This window comes from Luteolibacter sp., from assembly GCF_058122085.1.
The window spans coordinates 46909-63933 of the sequence record NZ_JBIKBQ010000001.1 but is presented as its reverse complement, the minus strand read 5'-3'; the positions used below and the strand labels follow the sequence as shown (position 1 = coordinate 63933).

Sequence of the window (17025 nt, the reverse complement as noted above, 5' to 3'; positions counted from 1 at the left end):
GTGACGCAGGAGGACGGCTCAAGCCCACCGGGCTCCGCTACTGCATCAACTTCGCCTCCCTGATTTCCTCAGAGCCTTGCGGATTCGATAGAAGTGACAGGTAACCCATCCTCCTGTTGAGCGGAGCTGTTTCCTCGTCAATCCCAGCACCTTGATGCGGGATGCCAACGTTGTCGGCTTCATCCCCAACAGCGCCGCCGCGCCATCGGGGCCGAAAATTTTCCCGCCGGACTGGGCGAGGGCGGCGGCGAGGCTTTCGCGTTCGCGTGCTTTCAACTCGGAGCGCGTGAGCAGTGATGCTACCTCAACAAGTGGTGATGCCTGAGCCTTGGGTGGCGCGGAAGGCTCGTCGAACAGCAGCGGATTTCCCTGCGATAGGATCACCGCGCGTTCGACCGCATTCTGCAACTCGCGGACATTGCCAGGCCAGTCACGGGCGGAAAGTTGGCGGGCTGCGGCGTTGGTGAACTTCGGCGGCCTGCGGTTCATGCGTTTCGCGGCGACCCGGATGAAATGCTCGGCCAGCCGCGGGATGTCCTCGCGGCGCTCACGCAGCGGCGGATTTTCTATCGGAAACACGCTGAGCCGATAGAATAGATCCTGCCGGAAACGCCCGGCTTCGACTTCCGCCGCGAGGTCGCGGTTGGTCGCGGCCAACACCCGCACATCGATCTTGCGGGCCTTCGTTTCACCGACCCGTTCGACTTCCTGCTCCAGCAGGACACGCAGCAGTTTCGCCTGCATCGGCAAGGGCAGCTCGCCGATTTCATCGAGGAATAGCGTGCCGCCGCTCGCGAGTTCGAAGCGCCCGGGCTTGTCGCGTTGCGCTCCGGTGAACGCGCCGCGCGCATGGCCGAAAAATTCGCTTTCAAACAAGGCCTCGGGAATCGCGCTGCAGTTGACCGTGATCATCGGCCGCTCGCGTCGCGGGCTGCGCTCATGGATCGCACGCGCCACCAACTCCTTGCCGGTGCCGCTCTCGCCGGTGATCAACACCGTGGCCTGGGTCGGTGCGACAAGATCGATCTGCTGCTGCACCTTGCGCAGTGCGGGACTCTCGCCAACCAGATTTCCAGACCCGCGCACCTCGCTCACTTCATCTCTCAGATAACTGACTTCCTCCTCCAGCCGTTCCTTGAGGTATTCGATTTCCTCAAAGGCGCGGGCGTTACCGATCGCCACCGCCGCATGGTTCGCAAAGATCCGCAGCCAGTCGTTCACGTCGGCATGAAGTTTTTGGCGTGAGAAAACCGCCAACACTCCCAGCACCTGCCCGCGAAATTGCAGGGCTCGTCCGGTGAACGAGACCACCCCCTCGGCCGGGCCCCAATCCGGAAGCCCATCGTGATCCGGGCCCGGTTCCATCATGTCGGTGGCGATTGAAACTCCGGTCTTGGCGATCATTCCGATGTTGGTCACGCCAACCGGAGAACGCGACCAGCCCTCCGCCGAGTCAGCTAACACATCCAGCCTTCGCCAATCTTCATTCGGATTCCTCAGCTTGCCTGCGCTGGCAACGAGGTGCAGGCATTCGCGCTGGTCGGGACACTCGCTGCGCAAATTGCAACGGGCGCATTTGTCACCTGGCTCGATTAATCAAATGCGCACCAGCGCGTCATCCGTGGTCAGTGGCCCCAAGTCCTCGTGATCTATCCTGAGGCATTGACTCACATGCTCGGTGATCTGGAGCAGAGTCGCATCAACGGACCGATGCTCGGAAATAGCCACAATCACGTCCTGCAGGGCATCCATGTTCATCCACAGGCAGCTACCACGAAATTTCGTAATCCCCTAGCAAAACTTCGTGGATCACGAAGTTTCGTAGTGAATTCCAAACTGTAAAAATCGCCGAATTCCCTGCAAACACAAACATTCCAGCGTGTTCCGAGCTGAGGCGGCCCCGGTCTTCCATTCTCATCTCACGCGCAGGAACACCCGGAAGTCGAGTCCCTTCCCACCTCACGGCGTCACGATCTCGACCTTATAGAATTTCCTGACGGCCGTGGCGCTGGTGTCGCTGCTGGTGTTGCCGGCGAGCGTGGTCCATGAGGCGGCGGCGAGATCGGGACTGGTTTTCACCGTGTAGCTGCGACCGGCAACGACGGGATCAAACACGACTTGTTTCTGCGTCGCCTGGCCGGGGACCGGCGCGATGGTGACGAGGAAACGCGACAGCGGGTTGGTCGGGATGAGTCCGGCGGTGAACTCGAAAAGGTGGTTCTGGCCGTCGCCGTCGGGATCGAGCAAGGGCGCGGCGAGCGGGTTGTCCAAGCCGAAGTGATCAAACTGCCAGTCATCGGCGAGATTGTCCCCGGCGTAGCTGCCGAAATTGTCCGGAATGCTGTCGAGCACGATGAGTTCGAGCGTGCCGCTGGCTCCGGCGTAGTCGCCCTGCGCGGTGGCGGCGGTGTTTTGATAGGCCACATCCGCAGTGGCGAGGCCGCTGGTGTCGATGCTGCTGAGCGGTCCGCTGGCCACGCTCCAAGTCACGTCGGTGGCGAGCAGCGCGGTGAGGCTATCGTCATCGAGCCACTGCGCGGCGCTGAGCTGGCGGGGGGCGGTTTCGCTGACCGTCGTCGGCGTGGCGGCGAGCTGCAGGGCGGTCACTTCGGTGAGTTGGCCGAGGTAGCCGGCCTTGGCGGTTTGCGCCGGGGTGGCGACGCTGGAAATGCCAGTGATGCCGCCGAGGCTGCCATCGTTCGTGTAGGCGGCGCTGGTGGTGCGCGGGCCACTGGCATCGATAGTTTCAACAGAAATGGTATAGTTCGCGCTGGTGCGCCCGCTCCCGCCCCGCAGCCGGAGGACGAGATGCAGCGTGCTCTCTTTCTGGATGTTGTAGTCGGAGAGGGTCCGGCCATCCTCCAAAACTTGGCCTGCGAAAATCAGGCGCTGCTGGTCGGGCGGGATGCCTTCCTTGTCCTGGATTTTGGTTTTCACATTCTCAATGGTGTCGCTGGCCTCGACCTCCAGCGTGATGGTCTTGCCAGTCAGCGTCTTGACAAAGATCTGCATGGAGAAGGCCAGGCTGGGCATCAGCGTGAGCAGCATCACGAGCCACACACTTACGGCTCGGCGGGGCACGACCGACCGATGTGGTGTTGTTCTGAAATGGGGGTGTTTCATGATTCCATGATCCATGTGGAGTTCACTCAATCCTCAGAACATCTGGAAGGTGCAGAGTCCTATGGACTGCCGTCCGGAGACCCCGGTATTGCCTGTGGCATCAGTTGCCAGGATATGGATCTCAAAAACCGCCTGGTTCGACGGAAGATTGGCCAACGGTCCCAGATCAACCACCGATGGGCTAGACGGCGCTCAAATGTTAGACGGGGATGATATGGCAACGGTTTGATTGTTGGTCACGTCGAAGAGGCGGATCCTGTGCCAGGTGTTGGAATTGGTGGTGTAAAGCACTGCGCAGGCTCTGGTTGGCATCCCTCCGGTGCCGGTGCCGCGAAAAACAAAGATGCCTGTCCGCGTCCAGAAGTTGGAGCTGATTTCAAAGCCACTTCCGTTGGGTTGAAGATAACTGAAGCTTATCAAATCGTTGATGACGGTTCCGGTTGGTAAACGCGCGGGCGACACGGTTCCAACGAGATTGTCAGCATTCAGGCCGGTGAGACTCGATCCATCGCCGCTGAAAGCGGTGGCGGCCACTGTCCCCGATATCGTCGGGTTTGGGCTCAGCGTATCCGCCACCATCGCATAGCCCACCGCCGCGATCCGCTGGTCGGGCGTGAGAAGCTGCGAGCCGTTGGCCGTGCCGTCGTCAAACCACACCCGCAGGCGCACGTCAGGGTTGGCGAAGACGGCGTTCGGGATCGGTGTCATGTTCGCGCCAAGCAGCACCGAATAGAGGCCCTTGGTCACGGGGAGCGTCACCGCGGCGGCCGGCTCGGTGTTTCCGGCGGAGCCGTCGTTTTTCCACAGCAAGGTGGGACCCTCGCCCTGGACCAGCGCGAACTTGAACCCTCCGGAGCCGTCGAAGTTCACCGGCGGATCGCCGAAGGCGACGCGGCCCTGGTAGTTGAGGATCTGCGGCACCTGCGCGTGCAGCGCCGTGGAGGTGACTGCAAGGACGAGCGCAAGCGCGCGCAGGACGGGGGTGGTTTTCATGAGGTGGCTGAGTCGAGGCAATATATTCGATTCAGCCCGGCAATGCACCATTGCGGTGACGCGCGGAATGGAAAACGGACGCGCGGCTTGCGCGAAGTGGTTGTTCTGGAGGTTTCTCCGGGAGGTGTCGAGGAAAAGGGGCAAGGAGCGCGTTCATTCTGAACGCTATGTGCCGCGGACATCCTATCTGCTGCTCCTGGCAAGACGGGCGACAGGATGTCGCCTGCACTCAGTCGACAGAATGTCGACGCTCCCTTTCGCGGGTCACCGGCGTCCGGTCCGGAAGGCTAGATCAGCGGGTTCTCACAAACCAGTTTCGGAAACGACGAGAAATCCCGATCCGCGGTCCAAAGTTTCTTCACCCGATGGTGCAGGCAGATTGCGGCGATTCTCGCATCGTGGATCTTTGGTCCCTTGATCATCCCGGAGCTTGCCTGTGCGGAAATGACCTCCCAATACCCCGGACCTTCCGCTAGGAATCTCAATCCCGGACTGGATTGCCATGCCTCCACTGCGGCCAGCGCCGTGACCAGCGGTGTCGGCGGATTGTAGATTTTCGGATGCGTCACGATGGCGAGGAATTCATGCACACAGGACCACGGAATCGCCCAAGGCGAACCCGAATTGGCAAGTTCCGTCACGCGGGCAAGAGCCTTCTCATGCCATGGCGAATCCTCGCGATGGGCATACACGAGCAGGTTGGTATCAACGGCGATCATGGGTAAATCGAATCCCGGATCTGATCCCACGAAGCGCCTTCAAACTCCCGACTCAGGCCCTTGCCCTTGAAGGTGACCGGTTGCACCCGCGCTGCCGACCGGGGCTGATCCAGTGCCGCCGCCAAAGATTCCTCAATCAGCGAGCGCAATGTGATGCGCTGCTCCCGGGCACGCGCCTTGGCACGCAGAAGAAGAGGTTCGGCAATCTCGATGGTTGTCTTCATATGGGTAACCATATTTCATGCCAAAGCGCGGTCAAGCGAGGAATCCTTGCCTCTTCTCCCCCTCACTCCTTGCTCAGCCGCTTGCGCTCCTCGCAGGCAAGCATGTGGTGTGCCTCTGCCAGCAGGAATTTGCTTTCTGCCGGAGGCCCCTGAAAGAGCCAATGGGTCGGACCGGAGGCGGGGAAATGGGGCAAGGAGCGCGTTCATTCTGAACGCCGAGTGCCGCGGACATTCTATCCGCCGATTCCGGCGAGACGGGCGACCGCATGTCGCCCGCACTCAGCCGGCAGAATGCCGACGCTCCTGCGCTTTGAGCGCCGCGAGGCGTTTCTCCTCGGCTGTGAGAGCGGTGCAGAAGGCACCATTTCGGACTTCCCGCACTTCATGGATGGCTTCTTCCTTTTCTCCGATCAACCGCACGCCATCGCCGAGACTTCCGGTTCGTCTGTTTTCCGCTCTTATCCCTCGGGTCCTCCTCCCGCGCCTTGTGATCGCACGGCCCGAATGCCTGTTATTTGGGACTGAACCTGGCGAGGAGGGAGGGCGGGTTTCAAAGTCATCGACGGTGAAACTTACGACCTGATCGTGCTCGGCGGCGGACGGGCCGCGAACCTCGCCATTCCCGCCGCTAAGGCTGGCATGAAGACCCTGCTGATCGAGCGCGATTTGTTAGGCGGCGTCTGCCCGAACCGCGGCTGCGTGCCGTCGAAGCTGCTCATCGGTTTCGCCGAAGCGGCGCGACACGTGCGTGAAGCCGGCAGGCATTTCATCGATGCGGAAATCCGTGGCGTCGATGCACGGCGGATTTTCGAGAGCGTCAATGGATACGTCGGCCAGGTGGACGGCCGCTATCAAGGCCGGGTGGACGATGCCGGGGTTGAACTCGTTCGCGGCGAGGGCCGCTTCATCGGCCTGAAGACCATCGCCGCGGGTGGCCGTGAGTTCGCCGCGGAACGGCTCGTCGTCGCCACCGGTTCGCGGCCCGCTCCGCCGCCCTTCGCCCACCTTCGGGTGTGGACGAGCGACAACCTGTTTCCTCTCGAAGGCGATGTGCCCGAAAGCTTGCTCGTCATCGGCGGCGGATTCATCGGCTGCGAAATGGCGGCGTTCTTCTCCGCCATCGGCACCGAAAGCCGGCTCTTCACCCGTGGTGAAAAACTGCTAGGTCGAGAGGACCACGACATCGAACGCGTGTTCCAGACCGAGTTTGAAAGACACGTTCCCACGCACTGCCATTCGACCTTGAAGGACCTGTCGTGGGATGGCGCCGAGTTCAAAGCGACGTTCGAGAGTCATGGTGAAATGAAGGTTTTCACCGCCGAGCGCGTGCTGTTCGCCATCGGCCGCTTCATGCTCCAGCACGCCGCCGCGTTCGAAGTTCACTACCTGCGGCAAAAGTTTCTCAAAGGCGTCACCGATCCCATCGACGAACGCTTGATCGCTCACGCCGTGTTTTCTCATCCGGAAGTCGCCTCAGTCGGCTTCACTGAAGAGCAGCTCAAGTCGGCCGGCACGCCCTACGTGGCGGTGTTCGAAAATTGGCTGGCCAGTGCCCGCGCCGAGGCCATGCGCATCGACTACCCACGGGTAAAGCTGCTCGTTTCTCCAGCCGACCACTCGATCCTCGGCTGTCACCTCGTCGGCCCGGAGTCGTCCACGCTGTTGCACCAGGTGATGATGCTGATGCGCCTGAAGAACGACGTCCGCGAGCTCGCAAACCTGATTTACATCCATCCCGCCCTCAACGAATGCCTGCTCGCCGCCGCCGTGAAAGCAGTTGGCGAGGTCAGGAAATCGCAATCCCGCAACTAACACACCTAAGATCATGGCCGACAAATTCATGCAGACCGTCCTCACGCCCGCCGTCCTTGAAGCGGAGAAGCACTACTACGGCAGGACCTACCCGTCCTTTGACGACGCTCCGGAAACCGATGCCCTGCGCGATCAGGAGATCGAGTTCATCGAGACCCGCGACAGTTTCTACATGGCGACCATCACCGAGAACGATTGGCCGTATGTCCAGCATCGCGGCGGCCCGCACGGCTTCGTCCGCGTGCTCGGACCGCAACAGATCGGCTTCGCCGACTACGGCGGGAACCGCCAGATGATCAGCGTCGGCAGCCTCTCGAAGCAGGACCGCGTCGCGCTTTTCATGATGGACTACCCGCAACGCGAGCGGGTGAAAATCCTCGGTCACGCCAAGGTGTTCGATGCCCGCGAACATCCCGAGCTCGTCGAGAAAGTCGTCCCGCCCGGCGGACACGGCGCGAAGGTCGAGCGGGTCTTCATCATCGACATCCTCAGCTATGACTGGAACTGCCTGAAGTTCATCACCCCGCGCTACAACGCCGCGGAGGTCGAGCACGCCGCTGCTACCTTGCGCCAGCGCATCGCCGAACTCGAAACCAAACTGAAGGCCCTTGGCCAGGAACCATGAAACCTAACATCGGACTCATGCGGAATCACGAAAAGGCGGCATGGATGCTCCGTGCCTGACTTCAGGCCACCTGACACGCATCCTGCCATGTCCAGTCTCCTTTTCTTCCGCACCTCCAGGCGCCCACCGGTTTCCACGGGGGCGAATCTTGTGCCGCGCGCACTTCCTCCGGATTCCGACGGATCGCTCACGAGCATGGCCAAAGGTGTGAACGACGTGCTGAACTACTACATTCAGGTCAGCGATATCAAGGCTTCCATCTTCATCGCTGGTAGCGTCGCCGCTGCGACTTTCCTGTTGATGAAATTTCCTGCCGGCGCGGCGGCCCGCACGCTCTATTTTTCCGCAGCCGCCTGCCCGTTCGTGCGTACGCATCCATGAGCAAATGAGGGCGCAACCGATCACATCCATCGCCACCCTTTCCTTGGCCACGGAGCTTGCACCGACCACGACCGCCACATCACTTGCCAAACTGGCAAAAATCGGGATGGTCAGGGAAATCACCGGAGGCAGATACGGCCGTCTCTACGCTTATGACGGCTATCTGAAAATCCTCGCTCCGTATGAATGATCGCTCCAACTACGAAGGCAAATACCGCCAATCCCTCGGCCCGCTCCACCCCGCCGCCACTCACCCCGTCGAATCCTTCCTTCGCTGCGGCGACCTCACACCTCCGGCTCCACCGGTTAGAATGGCGTCGGCGGTGTCTTGTTTTTCGGTGATGAGGGCGTCGATCTTTTCCTCGAGTGTGCCGGAGGTGATGAATTTGTGGATGGGCACGTTGCGTTTCTGGCCGATGCGGAAGGCGCAGTCGGTGGCTCGCGCGAGGCCATTGGGATGTGCGTCATCCCATGGATTCCAGCGGATTGATCACTTCAAGAAACCTGAATTTAAGGAAATCGGTGTCCGCCGTGTAGATGCGGTTCACCCCGTGTTGGCGGAGGATGGTGGCGATGTGGGCATCCGGCACAAGGTTTCCACGGACGACGATGCCTTGGGTCGCGTCCGCATAGTCCATCGGAAAGGTCTCCTCCTCGTTGATCACACGGCAGCGCGGGAGATCGAGAAGGGTGCGGATGTTTTCCCATGCGTCCGAGGGCGTGAGCGGTGCGTGGAAGATGGAGGGATGCGTGGAGATGCGAAGATAGGCCATCAAGGACGGCCAGGTCATGCAGAGCAAGTCGCCGTCATCGGTCCGCGAGGCGAGAAACTCCCGTGCCCGACCATAGTAGGGCGAGGTTCGGTCGCTCGCATAGAGGAGGATGTTCGCGTCGATGGAATAGCTCATGTCCTGTCCAGTTCACGATAAAGCGCGTCCTTGTCCGCGAGATCGACCTTTGCCCCCATCTCGGCGCTCACCCATTTGAAAGGACGCTTGCGTTGCGCAGACGGCTTCCCGGCAAGGGCCTCGGCGAGCAGACGCGAGGCGATTTTGCCGAGCGGCAGCTTCTCCTCCTTCTGGAGTCTCCTGAGTCCGTCCAGCACGGGCTTTTCAAGGTCGAGGGTCGTTCTCATGCATCAGATGCTAAATGCAACGCATCAGATGTCAAGGAGTCCGGGGAAGACTGACGCATCCAATTTTTACCGCTGAGTCGCAAAGGACGCCAGGGAATCGCAAAGTGGCCCAATACCCGCAAGCGCGAGTCTGCAAGGCGGGCGGCAAGCCGCTCTGCACACCCGGGTTCTGTGAGAGTCTTCTCTGTGACCCTTTGCGGCCCCTGCGGCTTTGCGGTGGGTCCAGTGTTTTTTGATGCGTCGGCCCTGACGGCGACCGGTGATCGCCGCTACAGGCTGAGGCGGACGAAGTCGAGTAGTTCGGAGTTGTTCATCTCGGTGAGGGATTTTTCGGCTCCGCCGGTTAGAATAGCGTCGGCGGTGTCTTGTTTTTCGGTGATGAGGGCGTCGATCTTTTCCTCGAGAGTGCCGGAGGTGATGAATTTGTGAACGAGCACGTTGCGTTTCTGGCCGATGCGGAAGGCGCGGTCGGTGGCTTGATTTTCCACGGCGGGATTCCACCAGCGGTCGAAGTGGATGACGTGGGTGGCGGCGGTTAGGGTGAGGCCGGTGCCGCCGGCTTTGAGGGAAAGCACGAAGAAGGGCGGGCCGTCGGCGCGCTGGAATTTCTGGACCATGTTTTGGCGCTCCTTGACGGGAGTGCCGCCGTGGAGGACGAGGCCACGGCGGCCGAAGACGGTGGCGAGGCAGGACTCCAAGGGATCGGTGAGTTCTCGAAACTGGGTGAAAACGAGGGCTTTTTCGCCGCGCGAGGCGATTTCCTCGCAGAGGGTGGCGAGGCGGATGAACTTGGCGCTACTGGACGGATCGTAGTTGCCGGATTTGGTGAGTTGGTCGGGGTGGTTGCAGATTTGCTTGAAGCGCATGAGGTAGGCGAGCACGAGGCCGCGGCGCTGGATGCCGTCGCTGGCTTCGAGGTCTTTGGCGAGCGTGTCGGCGCTTTGTTGATAGAGTTTCGCCTGGGCTGGGGTGAGGCCGCAGAAGACTTTCATCTCGGTTTTTTCCGGGAGGTCCGAGATGATGGATTTGTCGGTTTTGAGGCGGCGCAGGATATAGGGGGAAACGAGCCGGCGCAGCGGGGCGAAGTGCGCGGAGTTGTCGCGGGTGATTTGTTTGACGAAGGTGGCGAACTGGCCGGAACTGCCTAACAACCCAGGGTTGATGAAATCGAAGAGCGACCAGAGATCGCCGAGGTGGTTCTCGACCGGGGTGCCGGTTAGGGCGATGCGGGACGTGGCTTGGAGTTTGCGGACGGCTTTGCTTTGGGCGGAGCTGTGGTTTTTGATGGCCTGGGCTTCATCGAGGATGACCCAGCCCCAGCGGGTGGCGGTGGGCCAATCGAGGCGGGCGACCATGCCGTAGGTGGTGATGACGAGGTCGGCCGCGGCGAGGGTGCGGGGGCTGGGCTTCTCGGTATCTCCGGCGGAGCGGTGGGCGATGTGGAGGCGCAGGGTGGGAGCAAATTGGGCGGCCTCGCGTTGCCAGTTGCCGATGAGCGAGGCGGGAACGACTAACAGGCTTGGCGGGCTATTGGGCATTTCCTGTTTTTTGCGCAGCAGGGCGGCGAGGACCTGAATGGTTTTGCCGAGGCCCATGTCGTCGGCGAGGCAGGCGCCGAGGCCGGCGCTGGCGCAGAACCAAAGCCAATCGAGGCCGCGAGCCTGATAGGGGCGGAGGGTGGCGCGGAGGGCGGGCGGGGGAGGGGAGGCGTCCGGGGTGGTAAGGCGGCGGAGGGTTTCTTCAAGCTGGGTGCCGGCTTGGGCGAAGGCCCATTCGCGATGTTCTTCGAGGTCGTCTGCGTCCTTGAGATTGGCGGGGGCACCTGCTAACAGGCGCATGCCCTCGATGAAGGAAATGCCGTCTTTGGAGGCGATGGATTTCCAGTGGTCGATGGCCTGGCGGAGTTTTTCGCGATCCACTTCGATCCACTGGCCGCGGAACAGGACGAGGCCGTCGGAGCCTGCTAGAAGTTCCTTGATTTCGTTGGGGCTGAGTTTTTGGCCGTCGATGACGACATCGAGTTTGAAGTCGAGCAGGGCGTCGAGGCCGATGGAGGTGCCTTTTTTCTCACCGATGGTGGCGGCGACTTGCGGGCGCTTGCCGCGCTTCTGCCACCAGTTCGGGAGCCTAACGAGGAGTCCGGCGTCTTCAAAGGCGGGGATGTCGCGGAGGAATTCGTAGGCTTCCGGCGGGGTCCAGGCGAGCGGGTGGAAGACATCGCCGGTCTCGACGAGCGAGGCCATGAGCGGGCAGGTTTTTCCGGCAGCGTGGAGCGGGGTGAGGAGCTTGAGGAGGGCGGCTTTGTTTTTCGCTCCGGAGTATTCCTGAAGGGCTTTGCCGAGTGGAACCTGGTTGAGGCGGCCGGATTGTGAGAGGCCGGAGGCGTAGGAGGCCATGAAGGCGAAGGGGTAGTCGGGGTCATTTTTCTGCTCGGCGAGGTGCAGGGTGACGCGGCCGACGCGGGACCAGGCGGGGGCGTGTTTCTGGAGGAAGGCGGCGATGGATTTTTCCCGGGCAATTTCGACATGGGTCCAGTCGGTCAGTCGCTGCCAGAGGGCGAGCAGGACATCGGGCGAGAGGTATTCCGCGCCGGGCATGGGCGGGGCGTTGAGCGTCCAGGTGGCGAGTTGCGCGGGGTCGGGCGGCGGCAGTTCGGCGAGGGGGGCCGTGGATTCCGGGACTTGGCAGAGGGCGCGGATTAGGTGGTCGGCGATGGATTTCCAGAACAGGGTGGAGGCATCGGCCGCCGGATCGCCCGCGTGTCCGCCGAGGGTGATGAGGGTGATGAGGGCGGCGGACTCAGAGGTGGCGAAGGTGAGGTGGAGAGGGTTTTCCGGATCCGGACAGATGAGCACGCCGCCGGGGGTGAGGCCGAGTGAACTGGCGGCGGTGGGCGTGGCGTGCGGCGTTCGGGCTGGAGTGGACATGGCGGAGACGGGCTTAAATGATCTGGAACGGGATGTCACCTGTTCCGCTTCCGATAATTTGCGGTCAATGCGGGAAATCCGCATCGATATCGCGGAACACGGCAGCAAGAGCCGCGAGAAATACCCGCACCATCCGGTCCATCCTGATCCGGTTGCTCTAACTTCTCCGTGCGAGTGCTGCGGCCGGCTTCTCCACGAAGCGATGGAATACGAAGGCGGCGGCCACGCTCGCGGTGAAGGCCAGAAACAGCCCCGCAAGAGCGGCGGGCGCGGAAGTCCACCTGAGGCGGGCCCAGAAGGCGGAGACTAGCAACGGCACTGGGAAATGCACGAGGAAGAGGCTGTAGGATGTCCTGCCCATATGGGCGATCCATTTGCTGCGTGGCCAGCGTGTGGACAGGCCGGACTTCTCCGCGCCGAAGAGCAGCAGGCCCACGACGAGCGCGCTCGCCAGCCGCCAGCGCCAGTCGTAACACATGGCGGCGATGACTGTAAGCTGGTAGATCCAAAACATGGGTGCCAAGCCACCCCGCTTCTCGTCGCCCGGTGGACGACGGTGCCCATGAAGAAATACGGGAAGAAATAGAGAGCCCACGAGTCCCAGTCTGATTTGCTTTTGAAATAGAACAGGGAAATCAGTGAGAGCGTCCCACCGGCTGTTATGGGGAAGTCGATCCGGGACGAAGCGCCGGATGCCTTCGACCGGGTCGCGTATCCAGAGCATGGCAACGTAGATCAGTCCCAGTTGGAAATTGATGCAGACAAACCACAGGCCGGCGGACAGGTGTTGGTAGCCCATTATTTCCTGAGCGAAAAACACGTGCGCGATGAGTTGCGGCATGGTGGGTGGCGCTCCGACAACAGCCTCAGGTAACCACCCGCGTCCGAAGGCATTGGCTGCGATGGCAAGGACGATGGCCGCGAGATAGGGAATCCCCAGACGACGGTAGCGTTGGGCGATGAAACGTCCGATCGCCGGGGCGTCCCAATTCCTGCCTGACATGCTGCGAGCCATGACATAGCCGCCGATCACAAAGAAGACCTGGGTGGATCGAGCGTATTCGCTAAACCAGTAGACGAGGGGGCGAGGATCGTCTCCGCCTGCACGCTCATCGGCGGATAAAGCGCGAAATGATGCAAGAGGATCAACACGGACGCCACTGCGCGCAAGGCATCGAGAAACCGCAGGCGTTCGCCTGCGGTTGGTTTTTCGTTTTGACTTGGAATCATTGCGAGAGCGGAACCGTGGCTTGAGTTGGGGTTTCCCGCGGGGCGCCAAAACACGATGTGAATAGGGGTTGGCCTCGCGCATTCGCTTCTTGTCTGCCTTCCGCTTTGATCCGTTTCCTTCGCCAGCGCATTTTCGATGGACGCGATTTCGGCGTTGCTTTAGCAAGCCCCGAGCATCGGGCTCGGCGATTCGGGATAAACCATCGCCCGCCTCGCCGCGTTCCAGGTATTGCCTCGAGTGGCTCGCCCACACGCCGGCACGATATTCCGCCGTTCTCACCTTCTCCACGACCTCTCCGTCACATGATTCTATCGACCAGCCCGTGGAAGTGCCTCGTCACCGAAGGCATGGGCTATTCCTTTGGAGGCACCATGATCCGCTGACTGGAATAACGGCTGGGAGTGATAGGGAATGAGTTGCCTTTTCGCTTGTCAGCAAGTGATCAAATACGCAGTGTTTTGCTGTTCACATGATTACCCGCCTATTTTCAGCCGCGTTGCGCGGGGTCGATGCCCAGGAAGTCGAGGTGGAGGTCAACGCCCGCGGCGCGGACAAGCCGATCGTCATAATCGTCGGCCTGCCGGACGCGGCGGTACGCGAATCCTCGCAACGGGTCATTTCCGCCATCGGCGCCTCCGCGCTCTATCTGGATGACGGGATCAAGACGGTGAACCTCGCGCCTGCGGATTTGAAAAAGGAGGGGCCGTCGTTCGACCTGCCGATCGCGCTGGCGATGATCGCGGCGAGCGGGACCAAGCCGTTCAACGCGGAGGACTGCTGCGTGGTCGGCGAGTTGGGGCTGGATGGGACGGTGCGGCCGGTGAAAGGCGTTCTATCCATCGCGCTGGAGGCGAAGAACCGGGGCCGGAGCCGCCTGTTCGTGCCCGAGGCAAACGCGCCGGAAGCGGCGGTGATCGAAGGCATCGATGTGTTCCCGATCCGGAATCTCAAGCAGGCGTGGGACTTCCTCAACGGCGACATCATCATCCCGCCCTTCCATCTCGACCGCCGGGCGTTCTTCAATTCCCACCGTTCCTACGAAGTCGACTTCGACGAGGTGAAAGGCCAGTATCAGGTGAAGCGCGCGCTCGAAGTCGCGGCGGCGGGAAATCACAATTTACTTATGGTCGGTCCTCCTGGCACCGGCAAGTCGATGCTGGCCAAGCGAATGGCCTCGATCATGCCGGACATGACCGAGGAGGATGCGATCGAAACGACCAAGATCCATTCCGTCACCGGGCTGTTGGATTCGAAACGCTCCTTCCTAACGACCCGGCCGTTCCGTTCGCCTCACCATACCATTTCCGACGCGGGCCTGCTCGGCGGCGGCACCAATCCGGGGCCGGGCGAAGTTTCCCTCGCACACCATGGAGTGCTTTTCCTCGACGAGCTCCCCGAGTTCCGGCGGCAGACACTGGAGGTTTTGAGGCAGCCGCTAGAAGACCGGGTCGTGACGATTTCCCGCGCCGCCGGATCACTGACGTTTCCCGCCAACTTCATGCTGGTGGCCGCGATGAATCCCTGCCCTTGCGGCTATTACGGCGATTCAAAGCGGGAATGCCGTTGCTCGACGCGGCAGATAGAAACTTACCGGCAGCGGATCAGCGGCCCTTTGCTGGACCGGATCGACATCCACTGCGAGGTGCCGCTGGTGGATTTCCGCGAGCTTTCCTCCAACACCAATACCGGAGAATCCTCGGAAGCCATCCGCCAGCGGGTGATCGCCGCACGCGGCATCCAGTTGGAGCGCTTCAAAAAATCCTCGAACTCGACGAACTCCTCCATGGGCTCGCGGCAAGTCCGACAGCACTGCCAGTTGAGCGCCGAGGGCAACGGCTATCTGGAACACGCGATGGAGGAGATGAACTTCTCCGCCCGCGCCCACGACCGAATCTTGAAGGTCGCGAGGACTCTTGCGGATCTTTCCGGATCTCCTGACATCCGGCCTAATGATATTCTGGAAGCCATTCAATTTCGTTCTTTGGATCGGAAGTTGTTTTCGTAGCAAATAACAAGAGAGTTACCAAGCATCCATCCAATGAAGGAATAGGCGAAGCCGATGATGAACGGCAGCCAGATGGCGGCGCGCTCCCACCACGTGAAAGTCCATGTTCCTCGGGGTTGCTCAAGAGTGTGATGGACCATGAAATATAGGATGCCACTGGCGGCCAGGGCGATGAATCCGGCGTTCCCCGATTTCACGGCGAAGGGCAGTGCCCAGACGAAATACCAGGCGTGCAGCATGGGAGATAGAAGGTAGGTAGCCAGAAATCCCCGCTGCGCGGCTTCGAGCAGGGTGCGGCTTTTCAGTCCCACCCAGATCCATGAAACCAGCATGGCGAGCATGAACAGGCTGTCGTAGTGGCCGCCACCGGCGAAGCTCACGGCACCCAGCGGATTCCATGCGTAGATCAGTGCGGGCTTTGCGCCGAAGCGTCTGCACAACAGGAAGCAAAGGGCCATGTCGGCGAGTGTGAAGAGAACCTTGAAGCCAAACGGGCCGAAGCCAAACGAGGCCATGGCGGCGATCAGCCACTGGGTGAGTGGCGGGTAGATAGCGGTGGCTCCCGGATGACCCACGGATTTCCCGATTCCGGCAGGTTTTGCATTCCGGTCCAGCAGGCGGAACCATAGCCACGAATCCGCTCGCGAATCACCTCCGCGCCCATATTCGCGGCAAGCTCCACGGTTTCGTCGCTGCTGCCATTGTCCACCACGCGGACGCCGGTGAGCGGCCAGCATTTGAGGTGGGAGAGCGCGCCGGGAAGAGTTTCCGCCTCGTTCAGCGCGGGGATGATCACAAGTGTCCGGCGGCAGACTTCATCCTCCGGGGACTTGCTCAAGTTCCCGGTATTTGCCGCACCGTGATGGTCGCGATGATGTTGACTCATGTGAGTTTCGACAGGTGAGCCGTGAGGCACCCGTCGGATCTTAACAAAAAATTCCGAGCGGACGCCGCGTCAGGGCCGGTCTTTCCAAGCCGTCCGGTGCGCACGAGCAACAGCTTCCATGGGCGGCCGTGAAGCCGATGGGAATAGTAAAAGTTCGTATCCTTCGTCACCACGACCGCATTTCGGCCATCGAAATCCCGTTCAATACTCCATCGCGGGAGGCAGCGAGATATTCCAGCATGTCGCCCGCGCTCAGTCGGCAGAATGTCCACGCTCGTGCGAACGCACATACATGAAATCAACAGGTGAAAGTCTGAGTCATCCCGAGACGAGCAACGGGAGAGCAGTCGGGGGCAACTGCGTCGTTGTGAGACGGGGTGGAGAGCAGCCCGAGGCGGACCTGCGGTCCCAAATACAAGTGAACCCCTTTCGGTTTACATGCCCGAAGACGAGCTGCAAGGTATGCCGCAGGGCGGGGTTGTCAGTTTGCTGTTAGACAGCATCTACCTCAATCCGTTGGACTGGCTGATGGTCGGACTGGGTTTTGAAATGGTGCGGTATGCCGACGACATGGTCGTCCTCTGCCAAACCGAAGAAGAAGCCAAAGCCGCGCTGGAAAAGCTCCGGGAATGGATGGACGGGGCCGGACTCACATTGCATCCCGACAAAACCCGAACGGCGGACCTCAACCGGCCACTGCCCGGCTGGTTCGGTTACTTCAAACACGTCAAAGCCGGCCAACTGGGAGAAATCGACGGATGGATTCGCATGAGACTGCGCTCCATCCTGGGAAAGCGGCGCGGTCTGGAAGGCCGTGGCCTTGGAGGCGATCACCAACGCTGGCCCAACCGCTACTTCAAGAAGCTCGGGCTCTTTTGCCTGCTGGACGCCCGAGAAACTGAATTCGCGAGCCTCCGTAACGGAGCAAACCACTGACTGGAGGGCCGGATGCGGGAGATCCGCA

20 protein-coding genes are annotated in these 17025 nt (G+C 61.1%); 7 read left to right on the top strand and 13 right to left on the bottom strand.

Annotated elements, in window-relative coordinates:
- Positions 1-45: 45 nt before the first annotated feature.
- The 5 genes from AC4DF4_RS00290 to AC4DF4_RS00270 form a co-directional block, all read right to left on the bottom strand.
- On the bottom strand, positions 46-1464 hold the full coding sequence (locus AC4DF4_RS00290) for a sigma-54-dependent Fis family transcriptional regulator (protein WP_490046102.1): 1419 nt from the start codon (positions 1462-1464) through the stop codon (positions 46-48).
- A gap of 495 nt (positions 1465-1959) precedes the next feature.
- Positions 1960-3081, bottom strand: coding sequence for a ubiquitin-like protein (locus AC4DF4_RS00285; RefSeq protein WP_490046101.1), 1122 nt, complete (start codon positions 3079-3081; stop codon positions 1960-1962).
- Positions 3082-3315: 234 nt separating this feature from the next.
- Positions 3316-4116 (bottom strand): DUF8740 domain-containing protein, encoded by an 801-nt coding sequence (locus AC4DF4_RS00280; RefSeq protein WP_490046100.1) that lies wholly within the window; start codon positions 4114-4116, stop codon positions 3316-3318.
- Between the two features lie 287 nt (positions 4117-4403).
- The gene (locus tag AC4DF4_RS00275) at positions 4404-4835 is read right to left on the bottom strand and encodes a type II toxin-antitoxin system VapC family toxin (RefSeq protein ID WP_490046099.1); all 432 of its coding nucleotides are present in this window, start codon (positions 4833-4835) and stop codon (positions 4404-4406) included.
- A complete protein-coding gene (locus tag AC4DF4_RS00270; protein WP_490046098.1) occupies positions 4832-5059 on the bottom strand; it encodes a DUF2191 domain-containing protein in 228 nt (75 codons plus the stop codon). Before AC4DF4_RS00270 ends, AC4DF4_RS00275 begins: the two co-directional genes overlap by 4 nt.
- A 291-nt stretch (positions 5060-5350) precedes the next feature.
- On the opposite strand from AC4DF4_RS00270, the gene AC4DF4_RS00265 reads away from it, so the two are divergent.
- From AC4DF4_RS00265 to AC4DF4_RS00245, 5 genes are all read left to right on the top strand, one after another.
- Positions 5351-5584, top strand: a complete 234-nt coding sequence (locus AC4DF4_RS00265; protein WP_490046097.1) for a hypothetical protein — start codon at positions 5351-5353, stop codon at positions 5582-5584.
- Between the two features lie 60 nt (positions 5585-5644).
- A complete protein-coding gene (locus tag AC4DF4_RS00260; protein WP_490046096.1) occupies positions 5645-6871 on the top strand; it encodes a dihydrolipoyl dehydrogenase family protein in 1227 nt (408 codons plus the stop codon).
- Positions 6872-6884: 13 nt separating this feature from the next.
- A complete protein-coding gene (locus AC4DF4_RS00255) occupies positions 6885-7496 on the top strand; it encodes a pyridoxamine 5'-phosphate oxidase family protein (protein WP_490046095.1) in 612 nt (203 codons plus the stop codon).
- Positions 7497-7583: 87 nt separating this feature from the next.
- Positions 7584-7877 carry a hypothetical protein gene (locus tag AC4DF4_RS00250; protein WP_490046094.1) on the top strand — a complete coding sequence of 98 codons (294 nt, stop codon included), beginning with the start codon at positions 7584-7586 and terminating at the stop codon, positions 7875-7877.
- Between the two features lie 4 nt (positions 7878-7881).
- Positions 7882-8067: a hypothetical protein gene (locus tag AC4DF4_RS00245; protein ID WP_490046093.1), complete on the top strand. Its 186-nt coding sequence runs from the start codon at positions 7882-7884 to the stop codon at positions 8065-8067.
- Between the two features lie 60 nt (positions 8068-8127).
- On the opposite strand, the gene AC4DF4_RS00240 is transcribed toward AC4DF4_RS00245, so the two are convergent.
- The 6 genes from AC4DF4_RS00240 to AC4DF4_RS00215 form a co-directional block, all read right to left on the bottom strand.
- Entirely contained in the window at positions 8128-8277 is a 150-nt protein-coding gene (locus AC4DF4_RS00240; protein ID WP_490046092.1) for a hypothetical protein, read from the bottom strand.
- A gap of 64 nt (positions 8278-8341) precedes the next feature.
- Positions 8342-8785 (bottom strand): TA system VapC family ribonuclease toxin, encoded by a 444-nt coding sequence (locus tag AC4DF4_RS00235; RefSeq protein WP_490046091.1) that lies wholly within the window; start codon positions 8783-8785, stop codon positions 8342-8344.
- The gene (locus AC4DF4_RS00230; RefSeq protein ID WP_490046090.1) at positions 8782-9012 is read right to left on the bottom strand and encodes an antitoxin; all 231 of its coding nucleotides are present in this window, start codon (positions 9010-9012) and stop codon (positions 8782-8784) included. Before AC4DF4_RS00230 ends, AC4DF4_RS00235 begins: the two co-directional genes overlap by 4 nt.
- Before the next feature lie 269 nt (positions 9013-9281).
- Positions 9282-11939, bottom strand: a complete 2658-nt coding sequence (locus AC4DF4_RS00225) for a DEAD/DEAH box helicase (protein WP_490046089.1) — start codon at positions 11937-11939, stop codon at positions 9282-9284.
- Positions 11940-12096: 157 nt separating this feature from the next.
- The gene (locus AC4DF4_RS00220) at positions 12097-12942 is read right to left on the bottom strand and encodes an acyltransferase family protein (protein WP_490046088.1); all 846 of its coding nucleotides are present in this window, start codon (positions 12940-12942) and stop codon (positions 12097-12099) included.
- Positions 12943-12968: 26 nt separating this feature from the next.
- On the bottom strand, positions 12969-13169 hold the full coding sequence (locus tag AC4DF4_RS00215) for a hypothetical protein (protein WP_490046087.1): 201 nt from the start codon (positions 13167-13169) through the stop codon (positions 12969-12971).
- Between the two features lie 470 nt (positions 13170-13639).
- Between AC4DF4_RS00215 and AC4DF4_RS00210 the strand changes: the two genes are divergently transcribed.
- Complete coding sequence (locus tag AC4DF4_RS00210; RefSeq protein WP_490046086.1) at positions 13640-15175, top strand: YifB family Mg chelatase-like AAA ATPase; 1536 nt, start codon at positions 13640-13642, stop codon at positions 15173-15175.
- Here AC4DF4_RS00210 and AC4DF4_RS00205 read toward each other — a convergent pair.
- Positions 15139-15750, bottom strand: a complete 612-nt coding sequence (locus AC4DF4_RS00205) for a hypothetical protein (RefSeq protein WP_490046085.1) — start codon at positions 15748-15750, stop codon at positions 15139-15141. The genes AC4DF4_RS00210 and AC4DF4_RS00205 overlap by 37 nt on opposite strands.
- Positions 15699-16013: a glycosyltransferase gene (locus AC4DF4_RS00200; RefSeq protein ID WP_490046084.1), complete on the bottom strand. Its 315-nt coding sequence runs from the start codon at positions 16011-16013 to the stop codon at positions 15699-15701. Before AC4DF4_RS00200 ends, AC4DF4_RS00205 begins: the two co-directional genes overlap by 52 nt.
- A gap of 486 nt (positions 16014-16499) precedes the next feature.
- On the opposite strand from AC4DF4_RS00200, the gene AC4DF4_RS00195 reads away from it, so the two are divergent.
- Positions 16500-16997, top strand: coding sequence for a reverse transcriptase domain-containing protein (locus AC4DF4_RS00195; RefSeq protein ID WP_490046083.1), 498 nt, complete (start codon positions 16500-16502; stop codon positions 16995-16997).
- Positions 16998-17025: the final 28 nt, after the last annotated feature.